This window comes from Thiorhodococcus mannitoliphagus (assembly GCF_010915725.1).
GTDB classification, from domain to species: domain Bacteria; phylum Pseudomonadota; class Gammaproteobacteria; order Chromatiales; family Chromatiaceae; genus Thiorhodococcus; species Thiorhodococcus mannitoliphagus.
On sequence record NZ_JAAIJR010000037.1, the window covers coordinates 1 to 22907 of the forward strand.

Here is a 22907-nt window from a genome sequence, read left to right on the forward strand (position 1 = left end):
GTAACCGAGGGCATGAGGTTACATTCTAAGCGCCACGCCGCCGCATGGACTTTCTCCGCGCAGCGGCTTCGTCCAACTATTTGATAGGCTCAATATTTAGAAAGCGTCCATCAACAACTTCCCCCCTTTCGCAAAGGGGGGCCAGGGGGGATTTCGGGCGGGATCGCTCGCATCGGGAAACAATTGATGAGCACTTTCTTAAATAGGCTCAATATTTAATGTCTGTGCGCGGTCCCTTGGGCATCCTTCGCTGAATCGACGCTGTGCGGGCCAGGGCGATGTCGAAGGGGTGTTTTCCTGGCATTCGGTAGGGTTGCACCAGAGGCTGCGTCTGAGATAGTGAAGCGTCTGAGATTAGAGAAGCGTCTGGGATGGATCGATGATTCGCTAAGGCGAACTCCGGAAATGACCTTACCCAAAGGGCGCGGGGCGGTAGGATGGGCAAAGTCCGCACTCGGGGCTTGAGTCTCACCTCGGCGCTGGGCGGACGTGCCCATCCTGCAAAGCGCTGAGCGGGGATGATGGGCACGCCCCTCGACCCTCGGCACTCCGAAAGAAGCGCATCGCCGGGGCTTTGCCCATCCTACGGGATCGGAACTGCGGGTCTGTGGTTTCCCGGAAATCACCTAAGCTCCTAGGGCGCTGGTGAGGCAGGCTTCAGCCCCTGTGCTTGCTCGTCCCTCGATCTCACCGCGTCATCGGCTCGTCGAGGCAGACGAGGGTGCACCTGTTTCGGAGTGACCAGTCACAGGTCTTTTCTCGATACCGGCCCAGCGATCAGCAGTCGCGACAGCGGTCGTAACCTCTAGCGATTCCGGCTTGTCCGGGTCAGGAAGTCTCTATTGACCACAGTCACACAAGGGGGCAGCGCGGCCGAGGCGCATGCGGGCGCCGGGCGCGAGGCCAAGATCCTCAAAGAGCACATCGTCGAGATCGTCAGCGACTCCGGCGAGGGTGCTCAGAAATGCGGTCAGACCTTCGGGACGGTCAGCGCCAAGATGGGCAACGGCGTCTGGACGGTCGAGATCATCCCGGCCGAGATCCAACCGCCCGCGCGCTCGCCAGCCGGCGCCAGCGGCATCCGCATCCGCTTCGCCTCGCATCCCGTCACCAACATGGGCGACGAGGCGGACCTGGTCGTCGCCTTCAACGAGCAGGTGCTCTACTCGCGCATCGCCAATGGGGCCTATCGCAAGGGCACCTTGGTACTCTTGGAGGACAAGTGGCGCGAGGATCCGGTGCCCGAGATCCGCGAGCAGTACGCCAAGGCGGTCGCCGAGTTCCGCGCGAATGGGCTCATCGTGCATGAGCTGCCGATCGAGCAGGCCTGCCTCGGCATTACGGAGAATCCGCGGCGCGGTAAGAATATGTTCGTGCTCGGCATGCTCTGCGCTCTCTACTCGCGCGACCTGGAGCGCGCCAAGGATGAGATTGCGATTGCCTTCAAGCGCAAGGGCGCGGAGGTGATCGGTCTCAATCACAGGTTGTTCGAGGCCGGTCATGCCTTTGCCGCGGAGCAGCTCGATTTCCGCTATGCCGTGCCGTCGCAGCCGGAGGAGGCGCTGGCCGGAAAGCGCTTCATCGTCACCAACGGTAATCAGGCGGTTGCCCTGGGTGTCATGGCCTCCGGGATGGAGCTGGTCTCCATGTATCCCATCACGCCGGCGACCTCGGCCTCGCACTATCTCGCCGAGATCTATCATCAGGTCGGCGGCTTCGTGCATCAGGCGGAGGACGAGATTGCCGCCATTGGCTTTGCCATCGGCGCCTCCTTTGCGGGCAAGACGGCCTGCACCATTACCTCGGGGCCAGGCTTGGCGCTCAAGACCGAGATGCTGGCGCTGGCGGTCATGGCCGAGGTGCCGCTCGTCCTGGTCGACGTGCAGCGCGGCGGTCCATCGACAGGTCTGCCGACCAAGGTCGAGCAGGGTGACCTGCTGGCCGTGCTCTACGGCGAACCGGGCGACGCGCCCAAGGTGGTCATTGCCGCGGCGACCATTGAGGAGTGTCTGCACTTCGTCATCATGGCGCGGCGGCTGGCCGATGCCTTCCGTACGCCGGTGGTGCTGCTGACCGATGCCAACCTGGCGACGGGCGTACAGCCCTATCCGCGGCCCGAGCCGAGTCTCGATTGGCTGGCGCCACCGGTCGACCAGTCGGACTGGAGCGAGGAGGTTCCACCCTATGACTGGGACCCGCGCACGGGTCTCTCGCCACGGCCCATCCCAGGCATGCCGGGCGGCCAGTACATCCTGACCGGTCTGGCGCACACCGCTCAGAGCAAGGTCGCCTACGATTCCGACTCCAATCAGCTCAGCTCCGAGATGCGCAGCCGCAAGCTCGCGGCGCTGGCGAGCACGCTCAAGCCGCCGAGCGTGCACGGCGGGGAGGACGGCGATCTCTTGCTGGTCGGCTGGGGCTCGACGCTCGGCGCCATCGATGAGGCGGTGGATCGGGCGCGGGCCGAAGGGCTGGCGGTGTCGTCCCTGCATCTGCGGTTCCTGTCGCCCTTGGAGCCTGGGCTCAAGGAGATCTTCGGGCGCTTCCGCCGCGTCATGACCGTCGAGATCAACTACAGCGACGATCCCAAGGCGCCGCTGATCACGGACGACACCCGCCGCTATGCTCAGCTTGCCATGCTGCTGCGCTCACAGACCCTGGTCGATGTCGACTGCTGGTCCGTGGTCTATGGCCATCCGCTCCAGCCGGGGATGATCCATGGGGTGATTCGCGAGCGGCTGGCCGCCATCCGCAACGGAGGAGACGCCTGATGTTCGGACTCAAGGCCGATTGGTCGCACGAGGTCTTCGACCGTTATTTCACCATCGGCGACTATGCCGGCGGCGAGGCGCGCTGGTGCCCGGGCTGCGGCGACCATGCCGTGCTCAGCGCCGCTCACCGCGTGCTGCGCGACGAGCAGCAGAAGCCGGAGCTGTCCGTCTGTGTCTCCGGCATTGGCTGCTCCAGCCGCATGCCGCACTACATGGGCACCTATGGCTTCCATGGCCTGCACGGCCGCGCGCTGCCGGTCGCCTGCGGCATCAAGTCGCGGCGCCCGGAGCTGGACGTCTGGGTGGCGACCGGCGATGGCGACTGCTTCTCGATTGGAGCCGGGCACTGGATCCACGCCATCCGCTACAACATGAACATGGTGGTGATGGTCTTCGATAATGCCATCTACGGCCTGACCAAGGCCCAGACCTCGCCAACGACACCGGCGGGCTTCAAGACCAATACGCATCCGACCGGTGCCATCATCGCCCCGCACAATCCGCTGACCATCACGCTCGGCATCACCAATGCTTCGTTCGTCGCCCAGGTCGTGGACTGGAATCCGCCCTTGCTGTACGAGACGCTCAAGGCCGCCTATCGGCACCGTGGTACCAGCTTCGTGCGGATCATCCAGCGCTGCCCGGTCTTCTCGGACAAGTTCGTGAAGGACCTGCAAAATGATCCCTCGCGCTTCCTGCTGCTGGAGCACGAGCAAGGGATTGCCATGAACGAGAGCATTCAACGCCAGTTCCCAGAGCGGCTCCAGCACGATCCCTCGGACCTCGGGCGGGCCTTTCAGCTCGCCGCCGATGACAGCCGCTTGCCGGTTGGGCTGCTCTATTGCAACCCGGCGGCGCCTCGTTACGAAGACTTCTCCAGCCAGGGGGCGGATCTCACGCCTCAGCAGCGCTTGACGGAGCTGGAGACGGTGCTGGATCGGTTGACGATTTAGACTTCGGGCAGTTGGCAGTTGGCAGTTGGCAGGGGATTGTGCGCGGGTGGATTGAGATACGCGCTCAAGAGGGCAGGCTTTCACTCAACGCTGGAGGTGCCTTGTGTCGAGTCTCGCGGAGGATCTGATCCATCGGCATCGCTATACGGTGGACGACTACTACCGCATGGCCGAGAGCGGCATTTTGGCGCCGGATGCTCGGGTTGAGCTGATCGAAGGTGAGATCGTCGATATGCCGCCAATTGGTGCGCCGCATGCAGCGCTCGTGACGATGCTGCAGAATCGCCTGATTGCGGCCATCGGTGCTCGCGCCCTAGCCCGCATTCAGAATCCGATCCGACTGGATTCCCGCAACGAGCCCGAGCCGGACATCGCGCTGGTGCGCAACCGATCGGGACACTATCGTGACCGCCACCCAGGCCCGGCGGACGTGCTCCTGCTCGTTGAAGTGGCGGACTCCAGCCTGCGTTACGACCGCGACGTCAAGATGGCGCTCTACGCCCGCTTCGGCATCCCGGAGACCTGGCTGGTCAACCTGGCGGACGCGACCCTGACCGCTTTCCGTGCGCCCGGCCCCCAAGGGTACGCGATGGCCGAGCGGCTCAGGATGGACAGCCCCATCCCCGTGCCTGGACTCGAGGGGCTGTCGGTCGATCTTACTGACCTGTTCTGAGCCATCGGTGGGTGGGCCGGATCCTCAGGCTCGCCGCCGCCACAGCCGGCTGAAATCGCAGGGAATGATGCACTTGGACAGCTCGAAGCTGTGCGTCTCGTCGTGGAAGTCTCCCACTTTGCGGTATTCGCCCTCCGTCAGCCGATAGACTTTGGCCTTGCGTGCCTCGGGATAGACCAGGACGTAGTGCGCGACGCCTTCATCCTGGTAGAGTTGAAACTTGGCCACCTCATCGCGCCGGGCGGTCTTCTTCGAGACGACTTCGAAGATCAGCTCGGGTGCGCGGGTGAGACGGTCGCCCTTGGGCGGGTGGCAGATGACGAGCACATCGGGCCGGACGACGGTGTCCTCTGAGAATTCGACGTCCGTCTCGAACAGAACCTCGCAATGCGGGCACTGATCGAGCGCCTGATCCATCTGTCGGGCGATGCGCATGCTGACGCGCTGATGCGCAACACCAGGCGAGGGCGACATCGCCAAGGGCATCCCCTGGATCAACTCCCAGTCGCCTTCCCATCCGCAGTAGTCGGTCAGGGTGTAATGCTCTGTCTCCAGCGATCGCTGCATGCCTGGTCCCCTCTGATCGGTCGGTTTCGTTCAGGATAGGACATCACTCGGATTCCGAGAGGCCTTCTCCGCTCGCTCCGGAGTCCGTCCCATTGTGGTGCTCGGCCAGCCGCCTGATGGTCTCGGGCACCTCATCCACCGGCACCGGCTTGCTGAAAAAGAAACCCTGGACTTCGCCGCAGCAGCTTGCGCTGAGGAACTGTAGCTGTTCCCGTGTCTCGACGCCCTCGGCCGTAACATGAAGCGCCATGGTCTCGGCCATGGCGATTACCGCCTGCGCGATGGCGGCATTGTCGCGGTCGTTCTCGATGTTGTAGATGAAGGACTTGTCGATCTTGAGCCGATCGATCGGAAAGCGTTTCAGGTAGCTGAGGCTCGAATAACCGGTGCCGAAGTCGTCGATGGCAAGCTGCACCCCGAGGGCCTTGAGCTGGTGGAGCATGCCGATGGATTCGTCCGCATGATCCATGAGGATGCTCTCCGTTAGCTCCAGCTCCAGACAGGCCGGATCCAGGCCAGATTCGGCCAGGATCCGCGCGACCAGGTTGGTGAAATCCCGGTTCTTGAACTGGCAGGCGGAGACGTTGACTGCCACGCGCTGAATCGCACTGCCGCTTGCTTGCCAGGCGCGTAGCTGTTGGCAGGCGGTGCGCATGACCCATTCGCCAATCGGCAGAATGAGTCCGGTTTCCTCGGCAATGGGAATGAAGACCGCCGGTGAGATTTCGCCAAGCTCTGGATGGCGCCAGCGCAGCAGCGCCTCGAGCCCCTGCATCCGGCCGGTGCGTGTATCGAGCTGCGGCTGGAAGTGCAGGCGCAGCTCCTCGTTCTCGAGCGCGTGACGGAGCGCGTTCTCCGTGCGCAGCCGCGTCAGCGCTGACTTGTTCAGGGAGGCGTCGAAGAACTTGAAGGTGTTCTTGCCGGCACGCTTGGCGTGATACATGGCGAGATCGCTGTTGCGCAGCAGGTCCGATGCACTGATGCCATCCTCAGGGAAGACCGTGATGCCGATGCTGGGGCTGACCACCACGTCATGGCCCTTGAGCGTAAAGGGGGTCGCGAGGGCGTCGAGAATTCGGCTGGCGACCCGGGCTGCGTCCTGACCGCTATGAATTTCGGGCAGGAGGAGCGCGAACTCGTCGCCGCCCAAGCGAGCGAGGTGCTGGCGCTCGTCCATACCCTCGAAGCGCGAGACCAGGTCGATAGCGCGCAGGCTGCCGACGAGACGCTCGGCGACGGATTGGAGCAGCAGGTCCCCGCTCGTGTGCCCAAGGGTGTCGTTGACCTGCTTGAAGTTGTCCAGGTCGAGGAAGAGCAGCGCGCCGGGGCGCTGATGGCGCGGAAGCAGCTTCAGCGTTTGCTCGAGGAACTGGAGAAAGAAGACGCGGTTGGGCAGTCCCGTCAGGTTGTCGAAGTAAGCCAGCCGGTGGATATGGTCCTCGGCCTCACGCAGCCGGGTGATGTCCTGGACCGCGCCGTAGAGTGGCACCGATGTTGCCGCATCCTGCGGGCGGGGCTCGACGAATTGCCGTAAATAGCGTTCTTCCCCATCCGGACCGATGATGCAATGTGTCAGCTCCGACGGCTCAAGCGTCTGTGTCAATTCCTCAAACCAGGCGGCGACACGCGCCTTGTCGCGTGCGTGAGTGCTTTCCAAGAGGGGGGCGAGACCGCACCCACCAGCGCCAGGACGCTGCCCCATGATCTCCAGTGCCTGCTCCGACCACCATGGACTCACGCGTTCCACATCCCACTCCCAATGGCCGATGCGCGCCATGCGCTGGGCTGCGGCGAGGCGGCGCTGGCTATGAAAGAGCGCCTCGGTTGCCTCGCTGGCCCGAACCATATAGCGGATGCGATGCAGGAGCAGTTGGGGGCTCACCGGCTTCCCCACGAAGTCGGTGGCGCCAACCTCATAGGCCTGGGTGATGGATGCCTCGTCGTCGAGCCCGGTCATCATAAGGATCGGGAGATGGGCGCCCTCGGGCAAGGCGCGGACCTGTGCGCAGGCAGCGTAGCCGTCCATCACAGGCATCATCACATCCAGTAGCATGATGTCCGGCAGAGGTCCCTGTGCAAGCAGATCCAGCGCCTCGCGGCCGTCGCCGGCCTCGGAGACCTCCATCTCAGCCTGCTCCAGGGTGGCCACCACCAGATAACGTGAGGTGATGTCGTCATCGACGATCAGCACCCGGATGCGCTGACTGCTTTCTTTCTCGGCCATGATCGGTCAGTTCCTACGGCGCTTGCGCCAGTCTTTCGAGCGCCGCGGCAACCGCAGCGAGCTGGTCTTCGGCCTGGATGAGCATGGCTCGGCTTTCGCCGAGCCGCCCCTCGCGGCCTTGGTGTTCAAGTATCTGGCAGGTTCTGGACAGCGCGATAGCCCCCAGATTTGCGCTGCTGGATTTGAGTGTATGGGCGGCGCGACGCACGGTATCCCCCTCTTGGTCCGCCACGCCCCGACGTAGCTGATCCATCAAGGCCGGCGCGCTCTCCAGGTAGAGTGAGATCACCTTCTTCAATGGGTCCGGCCGCCCGGGCCGTCCCAGACATCGGATCGCCGCAATCACGCTGGGGTCGAGCAAGGCACGGTCGTTCGGCTCGGCGCCGGGCGGATTTTCTGCATCCAACTCTGCGTCAACGCCTTGGTCGCCTTTGGCTAGACCGGGCGCGATCCTGAGATAGGGTGCAATCCGCTCGAAGAGCTGGCGCTGTTTGAAGGGCTTGCTGAGATAGCCGTCCATGCCTGCCTCGGCGCAAAGTCGTTGCACCCCTTTTTCGACATTGGCCGTCAAGGCAATGATCGGCAGGGGTGAGGCGCGGTCGTGCTCGGACTCGTGACGGCGGATCTCGCGGGCGGCGGTAAAGCCATCCATCACCGGCATGTGACAGTCCATCAGGATGAGATCGTACTCGGCTGCCAGGAAGGCATCGACCGCTTCCTGGCCATCGCCAGCAATGGCGACGCTCAGGCCCAGATCCTCCAGCATCAATGAGGCCATCTCCTGATTCACCGGATTGTCCTCGACCAGCAAGATATGCCCGCGCAAGGGCGCCGCACTGGTGCTCCCGAGTTCATCCGCGCGGACCGCGTCGAGACCGGGCGTGGGCGCCCGCGCCTCTCCCGCGGTCTCCGCCTCCTGCGCCGAGACCGTCGCCAGCCGTGCCTCCAACGTGAAGCGTGATCCCTCTCCGGGCGTGCTGTCGACGCGAATGTCGCCCGCCATCAGTCGCGCGAGCTGGCGACAGATGGCGAGTCCCAAGCCGGTGCCACCGTACTTGCGCGTCGTCGATCCGTCACCCTGGGCGAATGGCTCGAAGATGCCCTCATGCAGCCTTGGATCGATGCCCGGGCCGCTGTCTTCGACCTCGACGTTCAGCTGTATCGCGTCGGCGCTGATGCGGCTGCAGCCCATGCGCAGGGTGATTTCGCCCTCCTCGGTGAATTTGACGGCGTTGCCGACTAGATTGATCAGGATCTGGCGCATCCGGGCCGCGTCGCCACTGACTCTGGCGGGCAGATCGCAGGCGAGCTGGGTACTCAGGAGCAACCCCTTAGCGCTCGCGGACTCGATAAACATCTGCTTGGTGTCCTCGATCAACTCGCGGGGGTCGAAATCCTCTCGATCCAGGCTCAGCTTGCCCGCCTCGATCTTGGAGAAATCGAGGATGTCATTGATGATCGCAAGCAGGGCGTCACCTGAGCGCTGAATGGTTCCGGCGAAACGCCGTTGGCGTTCATCGAGCCCGGTCTTGACCAAGAGCTCCGCCATCCCAAGCACACCGTTCATAGGCGTGCGGATCTCGTGGCTCATGGTCGCCAGGAAGTCGCTCTTGGCCCGGCTGGCGGCCTCTGCGCGATCGCGCGCCTCGCCCAGTGCCGCGACCGTCTGTTCCAGCTCCCGGGTGCGGTCCGCGACCTGGCGTTCCAAATCGTCGTTGTAACCTTCCAGGACGATATCCCGCTGCTGAATCTGATCCAGCATCTCGTTGAAGCCCCGGATCAATTCGCCGAGTTCATCGTCACGCCGGTCGCTGACCCGGATCGCGTAGTGTTTCTCGCGGGAGACGCGATCCATGGCCGCAGTCAGGGAGAGGATCGGGCGGGAGATCAGTCGCTGCAGCCACTGCGCCAGGATCATCGCCGTGACGACGGCCACCGCGAAGATGGCCAGACTGATCCAGACGGAGCGGTTCAGCGCAGCGCGGACTTGCCCAAGTCCTTCGACGAGGTGGACGTGACCGATGATCTCGCCATCCACCTCGATGTTGCGGATGACCTGCATCTGCTCACCCTGGACGGTGACATTATGGGTCACGTGGGCGTGAGACGACGGCTCCAATCGAGGGGCGTCGTCCGGGTAGGTCAGGAAGAGCGCGCCATCCTTGTCATAGACGTAGGCGCCCACCAACTGGGGGCGGCCCTCGAGCGCGGCCAGGGTCCGGTGCGCGGCCTCGACATCGTCGAAGGTCAGGGCTGCGGCGACATTGTAGGCGAGCATATCGGCGAGCGCCTGGAGTTCGCTGAGCGCGGTACGCTGGAGATTCTGCCGCTCGTTGAGCATATGGACCACGCTGGAGAGGCCCAGCACGATCGTCGCCACTGCGAGCATCAGCAGCATCAGCTTGTAACGGATGGAGAGTCGGCCGAGCCAGTAGGTGAGTTTCATCGCTGCACCACGCGCGTCGCGAGCTTGAGCAGCTGGGAGCTGATGCTCAAGCCCGCGGCCTCGGCGCTCGCCCTGTTGATCTCAAAGCGCAGACGGTTGTCTTGCTTCACAAGCCCGATCATCCCCCCAGCAGCGGCGAAGCTTGGGATCTCGCTCACCGTGAGGATTGACCGATTGGCCAAGCTCCGCAGCAAGGGGGCGAGGTACGGGGACTCGGAGGTGCTGATATAGACGATCTGACAGGCCGTCAGGGCCTCGCCACGCGACAGCCGATCAATGCGGATGCGGTGCCCCTGGGCGGACTTGCCATCGAGCATCTCGATGGCCCCGCTTGCAGCGTTACGACCATAGACACAGAGGACCAGCGGCTCGTTGCCGCTGCCCAAGACGCTGGATGGCCAATGGACGAACTTGCTGAAGTTGTAGAGATAGGCGGCCGCAAGCTCGGCCTCCCCCACCTCGCCCAGCGCCGGAATGGGGGCGGTGCCGACGAGCCAGGCGAGCAGGAGGCGCGGGATGAGGCCGCGCCGGCGCCTGGGTCTGATAGGTGATGATGCTGGATGCACGGGGGTGACGTCAGGTCGCGGCGGTGTCTAGAAATCCAGGCAGATGGTGCCATAGATCCCGCGCTGAACCTCCAGCGGAACCGCCGCATAGGCATCCTGGTAGCCTTCCAGGTGCGACTCGCTCAGGAGGTTCTGCCCGACGAGCGTCAGCTCGAGACCTGGACGCGGGCGCCACGCCAGGTGCAGGTCGAGCGTCCAGTAGCCAGGGATGATCTGGTCGCTGTAGGCGGCACTGTTGAAGGCGGGATAGGTGTTATCGACGTATTTGAGCCAGAGGTCGAGGTCGATGTTCGGGCGCGGATTCATCAGTGAGCGCAGCGAGAGCTGCTGGCGTGGGTCGGCGCGCGATTGGGTCTCGTTGCTGGTGTCCAGGGTATCGGCGCTCGCCGTCAGGTCCAAGTCCAGATAGCTGTAGGCGAGCGCCAGGCGCCACCCCTCGCGCAGTTGCAGATCGGCCGCCAGCTCTAGGCCGTAGCCGTAGCCGTAAGCGTTGTTTGCGAATGGCAGCGTGAGTACCAGATCGCCGGCGGATGTTGGGCTCGCTTGGTTGCTCGCGGTGCCCGAGGTCCGCAGTTGGTCGTAGTCGTTGTAAAAGAGCGAGAGGTCTAGATTCAAGCGTTTCGTGGGCGTGGTCCGCAACCCCAGCTCATAGGCGATCAGGGATTCTGACGCGTAGCCTGTGTCGCCCACGGTGTTGACCAGCACGGACTGTGGGTAGGGAGGGGGCAAGCCGGTTTTCTTGATGTTCGTTGAGGCGCTTGAGTTGCGCTCTGCCCGCGAGGGCGTGCGCACCGCGCGCGAGACCGAGCCCCAGACGGTGCTCTGTTCGGAGACCTTCCATAAGAGCCGCAGGTTCGGCTGGATCTCCCAACCCGTGTAGTCGTTGTGCTCGACCTTGGCGCCCAGGGTCAGACGCAGCCGGTCGCGCAGCAGCTCGATCTCGTCTTGGACGAAGCCGCTCCAGAGATTGCGGCTCTCCGAGGTTGGCGTGAAGGTGATGGTATCGGTGTTGTCGAAGTCGTCGCTCATGCTGCGGTAGCCCAGCCCCCACACGAGGTCTTGTCGCTCACCGGCCTTGGTGCGCTGCTGGAAGTCCAGATCCAGGACGTCCGCGCGCTGCCCGATATAGTATTCCTCACGCTCGGTGTGATCGTAATAGAGCTGCAGCGCCATGTCCGAGGTCACAGACAGCGCTCGCTCCCAGCGCCCGAGCAGGTTCCAGCCCTGGGCGTTGAGATGGTCGTCGACCGGATCGGTGAATGTCGGCGTTGCGAGCGGATCCGGCATGGCGAGTTGTTGGCGCAGACTGCTGCGGTAGAGATCGCCCTGAAGGGTGACGCGGTCGCCCGCGCCCAGGGTCGAATCGACGCGGAATCCACCCTGCCCGATGTCCCACTCATCGCGCCCGTCATCGCCCAGGCTGGTGATGAGGGCATCCCGCGCGTTGTACTTGGCATAGACCCTGGCGAAGGTATCGGGTGCCGGCTCCCCGCCATAGCGCAGGGCGCCGATGGCGCGCTCCTCGTTGCCGCCGCCGGCTATCAGCAGTCCGCCCTGGGTGGCCGCGGCCGACTTGCTGATGATGTTGATGACGCCGTTGACGGCGTTTGCGCCCCAGAGTGTCGCGCCTGGACCGCGGATTACCTCGATGCGATCGATGTCGGCGAGCATGACGTCCTGATTCTCCCAGTAGACGCCCGAGAAGCTCGGCGTATAGACGGTCCGCCCGTCGATCAGGACCAGCAACTTGTTGGCGAAGCGTCCGTTGAAACCGCGCGCTGAGATTGCCCACTTGTTGGCGTCGATGCGCTTGACCTGCAGCCCGGGCGCCATGCGCAGTGCCTCGGGGACAGAGGTCGCGCCGCTGCGGCGAATGTCGTCGTTGCTAATGACGAAGATCGCGGCGGCGGCATCGCTCAAGGATTGGGCCTTCTTGCCCACGGAGGTGACCTCAACGGCCAGGAGCTCTTCCATGCTGAGTTCGGTGAGATCCTCGCTGAGTGCCGCCGTGGCGGCAAGCATGAGGATCCCGCCCGTCAGGCTGGCCGTGAGATTGGCCCAGAGTTGTGTGCGCATTTGGTTTGTCGTTCGGGTCTGGCTCGACGGATCCTTGTGCCGGTGTCTGACAGAGCCACCCTCAGGGACGCTGCTGGCTCTGGCTCCAGGACGGCTTGGGTCGGTGTTTGGCATCCCTGCCTGATCGGCCGGTAAGCAGGCAGGATCATGGCGAAGGCTGCGGGGTGCTGTCCGTGACGTCGCGCACACATCGTGCGTTACGCTAACATGAAATCAGGCAGTTGAACCCCTAAAGGCACAGAGGACGCGAAGAAAAACAACGCCCTGTTGCGCACCAGCGCTTGCTCCGGAAGATGAGCCCAGGTGCCGAGAAACGACATTGAGAGCCTTGGCGCGCTTCGCGGTTCAGCTGGTCCTCTTGAGCTGAAGGTTTGCGAGGATTGGATGCTCTTCGTCAGGCCGTCCGGATGCCGCGATCATCGGATCGCAGACGCGGTCGAATGGGCCTTGCGCAGCAATGAGGTCGTGCGATCTGGGAGCGGCGCCCCGCCGTGATCGCGCGCCCGTCGCGGCGGGGCGCTGCTCCCACCGACTGCGCGCTTTGCTGATCGATGATCAAGGCCTGTTCGCATCTCCTGGCGCTCGGGCTGGGCGGTTTCCCGTCGGCACCGAATGGCGAGTCGTTGTAACCTAGTGCGCTGAAAACACTTAGCGGCAGTTCCCCCGGTTTGGCGCGGTTCGCGCAACCGGCCGGCGCGCCGATGGCGGAACCGTCTGAAAGAAGGCTCAGGCGACTCGATAGCCTTCCTTGCACAGCGCTCTTGCGGGTTTGTGAAGCACCATGGACATGAATCCAACCGAAAACAGCCACTCTCAATTTCCCGACTCCGCGCGTGAGCGGATCCCTGCTTTGCCCGTCGCCGTCAAGGATGCCAAGGCGACACGCGAGCTGATGTTCACGCTGCGGCATTGTCACTTGGGCGATCCGCGCGCGCACGAGGCCCTGGAGCCACTGGGCGACGACTGGCTGCCGGCCTTGCTGGATCCGTTCCGCGATGCCAATCGGCTGCGGTATGACTATCCGCTCATCCTTTTTCCCCCAGCCGAAGGGGATGGCAGTCAAGCCTCTACCGAGCTGTCACAGAGCCTTGCTCAATGGTTGAAGAATGCCGTGCAAGACTTTGCTCCCGAGGCGCCCTCAGCCCGCATTCTCAAGGATCATATCCATTGGCTCGAGCACCACTTGCGCACCACGCTGCGCGAGCACGAAGGGCCGGTGCCGGCTGTGTCTGTGCTAGCCGCCGCGGGCTTGGCCTTGCAGCAGCACTTGGGGCTCGATCAAGGGCATCGGGAGGCACTGGCGCAAGACCTTGAGCGGCTGCAGGCGAGCGTGGGCGACGCGGAGGTGATGGGCTACGGTCGCTACCCCGCGCTGCACCTGCTGATCCATGCCATCCGTAGCCGCGTGGTGCCTCGCCGAGTCCGCTTCCAGGCGCGTATCGATGCCTGCGTCCGCGGGCTCAAGTCGCTGTTCCAGGTGGAGTGGGGCAAGTCGATTGAGTCCATCGAGCCCAAGCGCGCGCGCGACAGCGTCGGTCCGGGCGGCGCGCGTTTCGATCCGGATGCGCTATCCGAGGTCATGGACCACTCGCGCGGCACTCGCAAGATGTCCGATGAGCGCCGCGCCCGGATCGAGCAGGTGCTCGAGGTGCTAGAGAGCTGGCGTCCCGATCCCGTCCTGGTGCGCTTTGTCCATCTCGGCGCCATCGACGAGGCGTGGATGCGGGCGAGCGATGACGTGCGGGACTTGGTCGACCCCGACCCTTGCGGGTGCGCGACCACGCTGTTCGACAAGGAGGCCGCGCAGCTCGCCCAGGTCTTTGCCGCCGTGCGGATCGCGGAGCTGGAGATCGGGTCGATCTACGATCCCAACATCCACGATCCCTGGTTCGCCAGCTTCGGTTGGGAGGCTTTCTCCCACGAGGAACTGCTGCTGGTCCCCTGCATCATCGCCTTGGAAGATGCCAGCCGCGTGGCCCGCGAGGGGCTGCAGTCGCTCTCTCGCCTCCTCAGTTCCGGTCGGCCGGCGCAGATCCTGGTGCGGATCCAGCCAAGCAATGATCCTGGCGCCCTGCCGGAGGAGAATCCCTTCCAGTCCTACCGCACAGAACTCGGCTACCTCGGGATCGCCCACCGTCAGGCGGTCGTCAACCAATCCTCGGCGGCGCGGCATCAAAACCTGCTGCAAGGCTATCTAGAGGCCCTGGATGCCACCCAGACCAGTCTGCACCTGATCAATACGGGCATGCGCCCTCCCAGCAGTCTGCTGCAGCTCAATGCCTGGCTCGTCGCCGGGGCGGGCATCGAAGGCCGCGCCCATCCCTTCTTTCGTGTCAATCCGGCCGCGGGCGACTTCGCAGCGAATCGGGTCTCATTCGACGGCAATCCGCAGGAAGACCGCGATTGGCCGGTGCATCCCTTCAGCTTTCGCGATGAGAACGGCACCGAGTCGACGCTGGACCTGGCATTCACCTTCGCGGACTACGCCATGCTGGTCCCACGGTTGCGGGATCACTTCCGCCTGATTCCACCCGGTTGCGACTCAGACGCGCTCGTGCCCTTAGCGGACTACCTCTCTCTGCCGCTCGACGAGGCGAGCCAGCGGCTGCCCTATCTCTGGGCCGTCGACGGCAACGCCATCCTGCATCGGGTCTTGGTTTCGCGCGAGCTGATCCTTGCCTGTCGCGACCGGCTCAATTTCTGGCACTCGCTGCAAGAGCTGGCCGGGGTCAAGAACCGCTATGTCGAGTTGGCGATCGAGCGCACCCAGGCCGAGGAGCGCCAGCAGGCCGCCGAGGAGCGGGCGCGACTGCAGGCCGAGCATGCCGCCGAGATCGAACGGGTGAGCGAGAGCGCGGCCGGAGAGGCCATGCTGCGGCTGACGGATACCCTGATGGGGCTCGACTTCAACACGGCGGTCGGGACCATGCTCCCCGGTGGACGTCGGGCCGAGCCGATTGCCGCGCTCCAGGGCGTCGACGCGACTGCAGCGAGCCAGCCCGAGGAGAGCCAACCAGCGCCGCCCGCCGAAGACGCCGAGCCAGACCTGGGCTTCGACGAGCCCTGGATCGATACGCCGCTCTGCACCAGCTGCAATGACTGTCTGCGGATCAATCCGCAACTCTTCTTCTACAACGAGGATAAGCAGGCGCTCTTAGGCGACCTCAACAAAGGCAGTTATGCTCAGCTGGTCGAGGCGGCCGAGATCTGCCCCGCCAAGTGCATCCACCCCGGCAAGCCCTGGAATCCGGAAGAGCCCGGACTGGATGCCTTGCTCGAGCGGGCCGCGGCCTTCGCCTGAGTCAAGCTCCTGACTCCTTGACCTCACCACCTATCGGTTTTATGTAGCCAGGGCTTCTAGCCCTGGCAAACCAGGCCAGGATGGCCTGGCTACGCAGGCTTGGAGCGGCTGTTCAGGTTGATTTCGGGAAACCGATAGGTGTTGAACTCCTTGACCTGAACCGCATCCGGATTGAAGAGATCCACATTGGCGCGGTTGAGATGCTAGCCATAGATCTTGTTGAAGAGGTCGTCGATGCCCATCCCTCGGCGAAAACCTGGCCCTCGCCACGGCAGCCGGGCTGCGAAAGGACTAAACTGCATGGTTAAACCCGCCTGTTGAACACTTGGCGGCGCGATTTAGGCAATCTTCTTGGGCGATTATCGGAAAAGCTCATACCAGAGGGCGCCGGATCGCGGTTCGCCCGCAAGGAGCGCCGACAGGGGCATAGCCAAGCGATGTGACTGCCGGTGCGACAGGGAAGGCGGGCCTCGAGACAAGTCAGGTGCGATGAACATTGACAGAAATCGCCTTAGGTCAGATGTCGGCAGATTGGGTGCCGCGTCCATCCGCCTCGGCCTTAGACTGTCTTCCTCGGGATTGGCGAACTGCAGTCAGCCTTCGTGAATTCTTTGCTGCCTTGGTATCGACTCGGCCTGTCCGCTTGGATTGATTCGCGAGGCGGCATCACCATCTGCGAGAGGCGGGCGCCCCGCCTCCCCTCTCATTTCAGTTAGCAACGGGTAGACCTATGGTGCGCAAAGAGAAACAGGGAAGATGTCCACCCCGCCGTTTGGCCGCAGTCCTCCTAGCATGCGGTCTCACGACCGCCTTGGCGACTGAAGATCAAGGTCTCCTCGCCCAGACATCGCTGGATGAGTCCGCACCAAACCCGGTGCTTGAGGAGTCCGCACCAAACCCGGTGCTTGAGGAGTCCGCACCAAACCCGGTGCTTGAGGAGTCCGAGCCAAACCCGGTACTGGAGGAGTCCGAGCCAAACCCGGTGCTTGAGGAGTCCGGGCCAAACCCGGTACTGGAGGAGTCCGAGCCAAACCCGGTGCTTGAGGAGTCCGGGCCAAACCCTGTGCTGGAGGAGTCCGCACCAGACCAAGCACTGGAGGAGTCCGCACCAGACCAAGCCTTGGCGGAGTATCGCGCTAAGGCAAAGGCACAGGCGCGCAACTACGATCGGACCCAAGACATCTCGCCCCAGCAAATGCTCATCTTGCTGGAGGTGTCTGAACGGACTGGTGCGAGCCTGGGGCAAGCACTGGCGACAGGCGAGTTCGAGAGCGCGAAGACCTGGAACGACTTCGTTCGGCCAACGCTCGGGAGCGGCCGATTGGGCTCGGCGACCGGCGTTTGGCAGTTCATTCCATCGACCTTTCATCTCGTGATCAAGAAGTACGGTGGCGATCTCTTGACCGCGAGCGCAGCGGATGAGACCTCGGGGCGCGCGCCCTTAGATCTCGGCGCCGGGCCCTTCAGCGACGCGCAGGTGCGGGCAATCATCCAAGAGACGGTCGCGGGCGTGAGAGGACGCGATGACGAGCAGCTGCAACTGCTGCGTCACAATTTCACCGTCCTGGCCTTCTCCAAGCACTATCTCAGCGTCGAATCTGGCGCCAAGACGCCCGAAGAGGACTATCTGTTCCACTTTCTGGGCGAAGGGCGCGGCAGGCAAATCTTGGCGCTCGCGCGCGGGGAAGCCCGTCATACCCTGTGCGTAAAGCAGCCCAGCCCAGCGACCGAGCCCATGGCGACGCCAGAGCCGGTCTTGGCCGACATCGAGGAGCGACAAGCCATCCTGCGGGCGCGCAGCATCTTGCGATCTGCCTCGATCGCGGCGGCCGATTCCGCCACTGCAGGCCAGGGGAGCTTCGCAACCTTGCCGCGCATCTCGGCGAGATACGGCCTCAGCTCGGGTTTGCAGCAGCATGCGCTCGGCAGCCGGGCTCCCAGCCTGGGGGATTCGGCCATCTATCGACCCTCCGCCCGCCTGTCGCCCGGATCGGCCGTCTGGTCGAGCCCTGACGTGGTGAGGGCGCCCCGCGTCTCGTCCGAGTGGGGCTTGCCAGCCGATTCGCCGGTCGTAACCGGGAATGCAGGGATGTTCTACCGCGACGGCAGCGCCAAGACCGATCCCTACACTTGGGCCGAGTTCATGAGCGCGCTCACCAAACGGGTTCAGTCCAAGCGCCAGCCGGCCATGGTTCGCGCCAAGTATGGCGTGGGTTTTCAGCTGGAGGGCGGCGACATGCCTGGCTGGACGCTCGGCGGCGACAACCGCATCGAAACGACCGAGCTGCACCACGAGATCAGTGGCAGCCTGGAGGTGCCAAAGAAGCTGATCACCGGGCCGCTCGATGCCGCCGAGACGCGTGAGTACAAGGAGCGCCTCGCGCAGCTGATTCGCCAAGGCGAGGACACACCCTTGGCGACTTTGCCGCCGCCTGTCGCCTCCGCCTTGCAGCACCTGGGGATTTTGTCCCCCGATGTCGAGGATTTCGAGACGGATCGCCCGGAGATTCGCGAGGCCTTGAGCAGCTTTCGGGAGCTGGTCGGCAAGGACCAGCCCGATGACCCGGCGTTGGTCGATAGGCTCATGCCTGCCGAGCGTGTCGCGCTTGAGATGTACGAGCAACGTGTCGCCCGCTATGCAGCCCTTCAACTCAGTCAAGAGGTGGCGATGCAAGATGCCCTGGATCTCATGGGGATCAAGCGCCTGTTGAAGCGCCATCGGCGCGCCTCGAAGCCACATATCGCCGCGCTGCAGGAGGCGCTGGCAGAGGAAGGGCTGCAGACCCAAACGCACGGCGGCGGGCGCGCCAAGCGTGCGCACTTCGACGGCATCGCCGGCAAGCTGACTGTGGGTGCGCTCGACCGTTTTCAGCTGCGTCACGGCCTGCGCCAGACGCATGGTCTCCTTGATCCAGTGACCGTGGCCATGCTCGGCCTGCCGCCAATGGGCCGTGACATCTTCCTGACGCCGTCCGGACCTCAGTGTCCAATCCAAGACGAGACCGAGACTGCCCTGACCTGCGAAACGCCGAAAGCGTCAGCGCAGCTCGTCTTCTATAGCCTCATCCCGGGCGGGGAAGACTCGCTGCCCGACTGGCCTGAGCTTTTGCTGGCGGAGGCTGATTTAGAGACGGACGCTCAGAAGGCGCCGAGCGAGCCGCCAGCGCTCGCCCGCCATCCCGGCGTCCTCAGCGACTGATCGCCCCGCACAGTCTCTAGCGAGGCTTCGCCTCAGACCGACGAGTCATGCCATCGGCCTTCGATAGTCGGACGCTTCATCGAAATTTGACTCATCTGCAAGCATTTTGCGCCCTGCACAGCATCTAGAAAGCGTCCATCAACAACTTCCCCCCTTTCGCAAAGGGGGGGAAGCTCTTGCTGGCCACTTTCTAAGCATGGTCCGCTGACACCCCATCGGCGTCCTTCCCTTGGTTCGCCCTGCCACCTCTGCTAGTGTTGCCGGCTATCTCAAGCTCCGGAGCCGACTGAGGATGGATGCGCTGCTACGTCTCTCGGATTTCATCGATACGCTCAATCGCCGCGTCGGGCAGGCGGCCATGTGGCTGATCCTGGGGAGCGTGCTGCTGAGCGCGCTGACGGCCACCCTGCGCTATACGCTCGACTGGGGCTCCAACGCCATGATCGAGGGCCAGTGGTTCATGTTTGGATTGGTCTTCCTCTTATGCGCGCCCTGGACGCTCTTGGAGCGGGGTCACGTTCGGGTGGATATCCTCCACAACCGCCTGCCGCCGCGCGTGCGTGTCGGGATCGATATCCTGGGCGGTCTGCTCTTTCTGCTGCCGGTCTGCGTGCTCATCATCGTGGACGCCTGGAATTACTTCCTCATCTCTTTCCACCAGAACGAGGCCTCCTATAACCCCGGCGGACTGATCTGGTGGCCCATGAAGCTCGCCATCCCCGTGGGGTTCACCCTGCTGGCACTGCAAGGCGTGTCCGAGGTCATCAAGGGCTTCGGTGCCCTGACGGGGCGTCGGCCGCTGCCGGCTGCTCAGGGAGGAGACTGAGATGGAGGCCTGGCTGATCGCCAACATGGCGCCCGTGATGTTTACGGCGCTGGTGCTCTTCCTGCTGCTGGGCTATCCGGTCGCCTTCTCGCTCGCCGCCGTTGGTATGCTCTTCGGTTGGATCGGCATCGAGCTGGGAATGCTGACGCCGTCGCTGCTGCAGGCGCTGCCGGACCGTGTCTTCGGCATCATGCGCAACGAGATTCTGCTCGCGGTGCCCTTCTTCACCTTCATGGGTCTCATCCTCGAGCGCAGCGGCATGGCCGAGGAACTGCTGGACACGGTCGGCCAGATCTTCGGCGGCGTGCGCGGTGGATTGGCCTATGCGGCGGTCTTCGTCGGCGCGCTGCTGGCGGCGACGACCGGCGTGGTCGCGGCCTCCGTCATCGCCATGGGGCTGATCTCGCTGCCCATCATGCTGCGCTACGGCTATCACCCCAGGCTGGCGACCGGCGTCATCGCCGCGAGCGGTACCTTGGCGCAGATCGTCCCGCCGTCGCTGGTGTTGATCGTCATGGCCGACGTCCTGGGGCGCTCGGTCGGCGATATGTACAAGGGGGCGCTCATTCCAGGGCTGCTCCTTACCGGCTTCTATGCGCTCTACGTCCTGGGTACGACCATTCTGCGTCCGGAGAGCGCTCCCGCGCTGCCGCCGGAGGCGCGGACACTCCATGGCCGCAGGCTCCTATGGCGCGTCATCGTTGCCCTCATTCCCCCGCTTGCGCTCATCTTCCTGGTGCTCGGGACCATCTTCATCGGCTGGGCGACGCCGACCGAGGGCGGCGCCATGGGCGCCGTGGGCGCCATGCTGCTGGCGGCCTTCAAGAAGCGACTCAATGTGGGCATGCTGCGGGAGTCCATGACGTCCACGGCGCGCATCACCAGTTTCGTGATCTTCATCTTGATCGGCTCCAGCGTCTTCAGCCTCACCTTCAGGGGCGTGGACGGGGATCTCTGGGTGGAGCACCTGCTCACGGGGCTCCCGGGCGGTGTGATCGGCTTCCTGATTTTCGTTAACTTGCTGGTTTTCTTCCTGGCCTTCTTCCTGGATTTCTTCGAGATCTCCTTCATCATTCTGCCGCTTCTGGCCCCAGTCGCGGCCAAGCTCGGGATCGATCTGGTCTGGTTCGGTGTGCTCCTAGGCGTAAACATGCAGACCAGCTTCATGCACCCGCCCTTCGGCTTCGCGCTCTTCTATCTGCGCTCGGTGGCGCCCGCGAAGGTGCGTACGGTGGATATCTACTGGGGTGCGGTCCCCTTTCTCGGCATCCAGCTGCTTATGGTCGTCCTCATCATCGTCTTCCCCGAACTGGTAAGCTGGGGCTTGGATGGACCAACCATCAACGAGACGCCGACCGAGATCAGCAGGCCCGAGCCTCAGGCTGGCTCGAGCCTGCTGGATAGCGCTGAGTTCGAGGGGCTCCTAGGCCCGCCGCCAACTGATTTCGGCCAATAGGCCGGCTTGCTCCGACTGATATCTGGCCGGGCCAAGATTGCAGAACTGATGCATCGGCGCTCTGAATCCGGGATCCAGCTCACAACCCGGGTGAAAAGGCAGAACGCTGAGGGTGACAAGGGTGCGGACAACGGTCGAGAATCGGACAGCGTAAGAAAGTGACCATCAACAACTTCCCCCCTTTCGCAAAGGGGGGCTAGGGGGGATTTCGGGCGGGATCGCTCGCATCGGGAAACAATTGATGGGCGCTTTCTAAGCGCGTAGCGGTAAGGCGGAGTCGTGCGTGGCCCGATCGTGAGCCCGGCGTCCCGTTGAGCATTCGCATCCGATTCCGTGCCTGCTTCGGCTGGGCGCCTGGAGCATGCTGGCACCGCACTGGATTCCATGAGGGACGTGAGGCATGTCGACAATGACCCTAGACGCGGACGACCAGGAAATCATCGAGATCTTCGCCGAAGAGGCCGAAGAGGTCCTGCAAGAAATCGGTCAGAACCTGAAAGCCCTGAAGGGCAATCCCAAAGACAAGAATGCACTTGGAGAAGTGCGCCGCGGCTTCCATACGCTCAAGGGCAGCGGCCGTATGGCCAAAGCCTTGGATCTGGGCGAACTCGCCTGGAAGATCGAGAGCATGCTGAACCGCGCGATCGAGGGCAAGATCGCGGTCAGCGAGCCCATGATCGCCCTGATCCAGCGCTGCCATGGAATCATTCCCAAGCTCGTCGATGCCTTCAAACGGCAACGTCCGTCGGGGCTCGAAGCCGAGATGCAGACCATGATGGCGCAAGCCGATGCCCTCGCGAGCGGAGAGGCGCAAGCAGCCGCCCCGCGTCCGTCTGCGGCGCCAAAGGCGCCAGCGGCGGATTCCTCGGGGCTGCAGGCCAAGCTCGGCGAGCTTCAGCGCCAGCTCGATCAGGCGACAAGACGCTCGGACGAGGCGCTTCAGCGCGCCGAGATGGGCTTGCAGCAGTCGCGCAAGCTGTCCGGCTACCTGGATGCGATCGGGGCAGAGCTGCAGGGGCAGCGCGCGGGCACAGACCTCAAGCCGCTCACCGAGCGCGTCAATGGCCTAGCCAGGGACATTCAGGAGCTGCGCAAGATGTCACGCGGCACCGCGCAGGCGGCGGCGCCTCCCGACACCCGCGAACTCCAGCAACTCATTGATCAGCGCGTGCGTGAGCGGGGCCATGCCGGCGAGCGCACGCGGCAGGAGATGGACAAGCGGCTGGAGGCCATGGCCGAGGCCGTCGTCTCGGCGCGTCGGATTTCCATCTGGGCGCTGACCTTGGGAATCTTGCTGATGATCGCGGCCGTCGGAACCGCAGCCTACTTTCTGCTCTGACCTAGAAAGCTGTCTGGAAACTCGGTGCGACTTCAGTCACCCTCGATACCTGCGCGGGTAGGCGACTAAAGTCGCCCCCCAGTCCATCAATGCCTCGACAATGATTTCCAGACAGCCTCTAAGCAAGTCCCCACCAACAACTTCCCCCCCCCTTTCGCAAAGGGGGGCCAGGGGGGATTCCGGGCGGGATCGCTCGTATCGGGAAACAATTGATGGACACGTTCTAAGCAAGTGCCCACCAACAACTTCCCCCCCTTTCGCAAAGGGGGGCCAGGGGGGATTTCGGGCGGCATCGCTCGCATCGGGAAAAATTGATGGGCACTTGCTAAGGTAGCAACCCAAACGCTGGTGGCGCAGCCACCAGATCAAACCCTTGTCTGGGAGTTGGTTTCCGATTTCCGTTCTTCACCCAGCGTCTGGGCGGCTGCTTGAGAAGCAGAACCGCCAGATGCCCAATTTGGTTCCGCCGCAATCTAGAAGCCGACTGCTTCATTCGGGGGGCACCCATGG

Annotated in this window: 13 protein-coding genes; 8 read left to right on the forward strand and 5 right to left on the reverse strand. The window is 63.7% G+C overall.

What is annotated here, in order from left to right; translation table 11 throughout:
* Positions 1–842: 842 nt before the first annotated feature.
* From G3480_RS10880 to G3480_RS10890, 3 genes are all read left to right on the forward strand, one after another.
* Positions 843–2771 carry a 2-oxoacid:acceptor oxidoreductase subunit alpha gene (locus G3480_RS10880; RefSeq protein WP_164653917.1) on the forward strand — a complete coding sequence of 643 codons (1929 nt, stop codon included), beginning with the start codon at positions 843–845 and terminating at the stop codon, positions 2769–2771.
* Positions 2771–3724 (forward strand): thiamine pyrophosphate-dependent enzyme, encoded by a 954-nt coding sequence (locus tag G3480_RS10885; protein ID WP_164653918.1) that lies wholly within the window; start codon positions 2771–2773, stop codon positions 3722–3724. The genes G3480_RS10880 and G3480_RS10885 overlap by 1 nt, the downstream gene beginning before the upstream one ends.
* A 103-nt stretch (positions 3725–3827) precedes the next feature.
* Positions 3828–4397 (forward strand): Uma2 family endonuclease, encoded by a 570-nt coding sequence (locus G3480_RS10890; protein ID WP_338114114.1) that lies wholly within the window; start codon positions 3828–3830, stop codon positions 4395–4397.
* 24 nt (positions 4398–4421) lie between these two features.
* Here G3480_RS10890 and G3480_RS10895 read toward each other — a convergent pair whose 3' ends face one another.
* The 5 genes from G3480_RS10895 to G3480_RS10915 are packed head-to-tail and all read right to left on the reverse strand — an operon-like array spanning position 4422 to position 12276.
* The gene (locus G3480_RS10895; RefSeq protein WP_164653919.1) at positions 4422–4964 is read right to left on the reverse strand and encodes a Uma2 family endonuclease; all 543 of its coding nucleotides are present in this window, start codon (positions 4962–4964) and stop codon (positions 4422–4424) included.
* A gap of 43 nt (positions 4965–5007) precedes the next feature.
* Entirely contained in the window at positions 5008–7188 is a 2181-nt protein-coding gene (locus G3480_RS10900) for a putative bifunctional diguanylate cyclase/phosphodiesterase (protein WP_164653920.1), read from the reverse strand.
* A 13-nt stretch (positions 7189–7201) separates the two neighbouring features.
* Complete coding sequence (locus G3480_RS10905) at positions 7202–9634, reverse strand: ATP-binding protein (protein ID WP_164653921.1); 2433 nt, start codon at positions 9632–9634, stop codon at positions 7202–7204.
* Positions 9631–10200, reverse strand: coding sequence for a TOL_0243 family YfiR-like periplasmic protein (locus G3480_RS10910; protein ID WP_338114115.1), 570 nt, complete (start codon positions 10198–10200; stop codon positions 9631–9633). The genes G3480_RS10905 and G3480_RS10910 overlap by 4 nt, the downstream gene beginning before the upstream one ends.
* A 27-nt stretch (positions 10201–10227) precedes the next feature.
* Complete coding sequence (locus tag G3480_RS10915; RefSeq protein ID WP_240905749.1) at positions 10228–12276, reverse strand: TOL_0244 family TonB-dependent receptor; 2049 nt, start codon at positions 12274–12276, stop codon at positions 10228–10230.
* 787 nt (positions 12277–13063) lie between these two features.
* On the opposite strand from G3480_RS10915, the gene G3480_RS10920 reads away from it, so the two are divergent.
* The 5 genes from G3480_RS10920 (at position 13064) to G3480_RS10940 (ending at position 22397) form a co-directional block, all read left to right on the forward strand.
* Positions 13064–15577: a ferredoxin gene (locus G3480_RS10920; protein WP_164653922.1), complete on the forward strand. Its 2514-nt coding sequence runs from the start codon at positions 13064–13066 to the stop codon at positions 15575–15577.
* Positions 15578–16388: 811 nt separating this feature from the next.
* Positions 16389–18776 (forward strand): peptidoglycan-binding domain-containing protein, encoded by a 2388-nt coding sequence (locus tag G3480_RS10925; protein ID WP_164653923.1) that lies wholly within the window; start codon positions 16389–16391, stop codon positions 18774–18776.
* A gap of 292 nt (positions 18777–19068) precedes the next feature.
* Positions 19069–19602 carry a TRAP transporter small permease subunit gene (locus G3480_RS10930; RefSeq protein ID WP_164653924.1) on the forward strand — a complete coding sequence of 178 codons (534 nt, stop codon included), beginning with the start codon at positions 19069–19071 and terminating at the stop codon, positions 19600–19602.
* Position 19603: 1 nt separating this feature from the next.
* On the forward strand, positions 19604–21058 hold the full coding sequence (locus G3480_RS10935) for a TRAP transporter large permease (RefSeq protein ID WP_164653925.1): 1455 nt from the start codon (positions 19604–19606) through the stop codon (positions 21056–21058).
* Positions 21059–21458: 400 nt separating this feature from the next.
* Complete coding sequence (locus tag G3480_RS10940) at positions 21459–22397, forward strand: Hpt domain-containing protein (protein ID WP_164653926.1); 939 nt, start codon at positions 21459–21461, stop codon at positions 22395–22397.
* Positions 22398–22907: the final 510 nt, after the last annotated feature.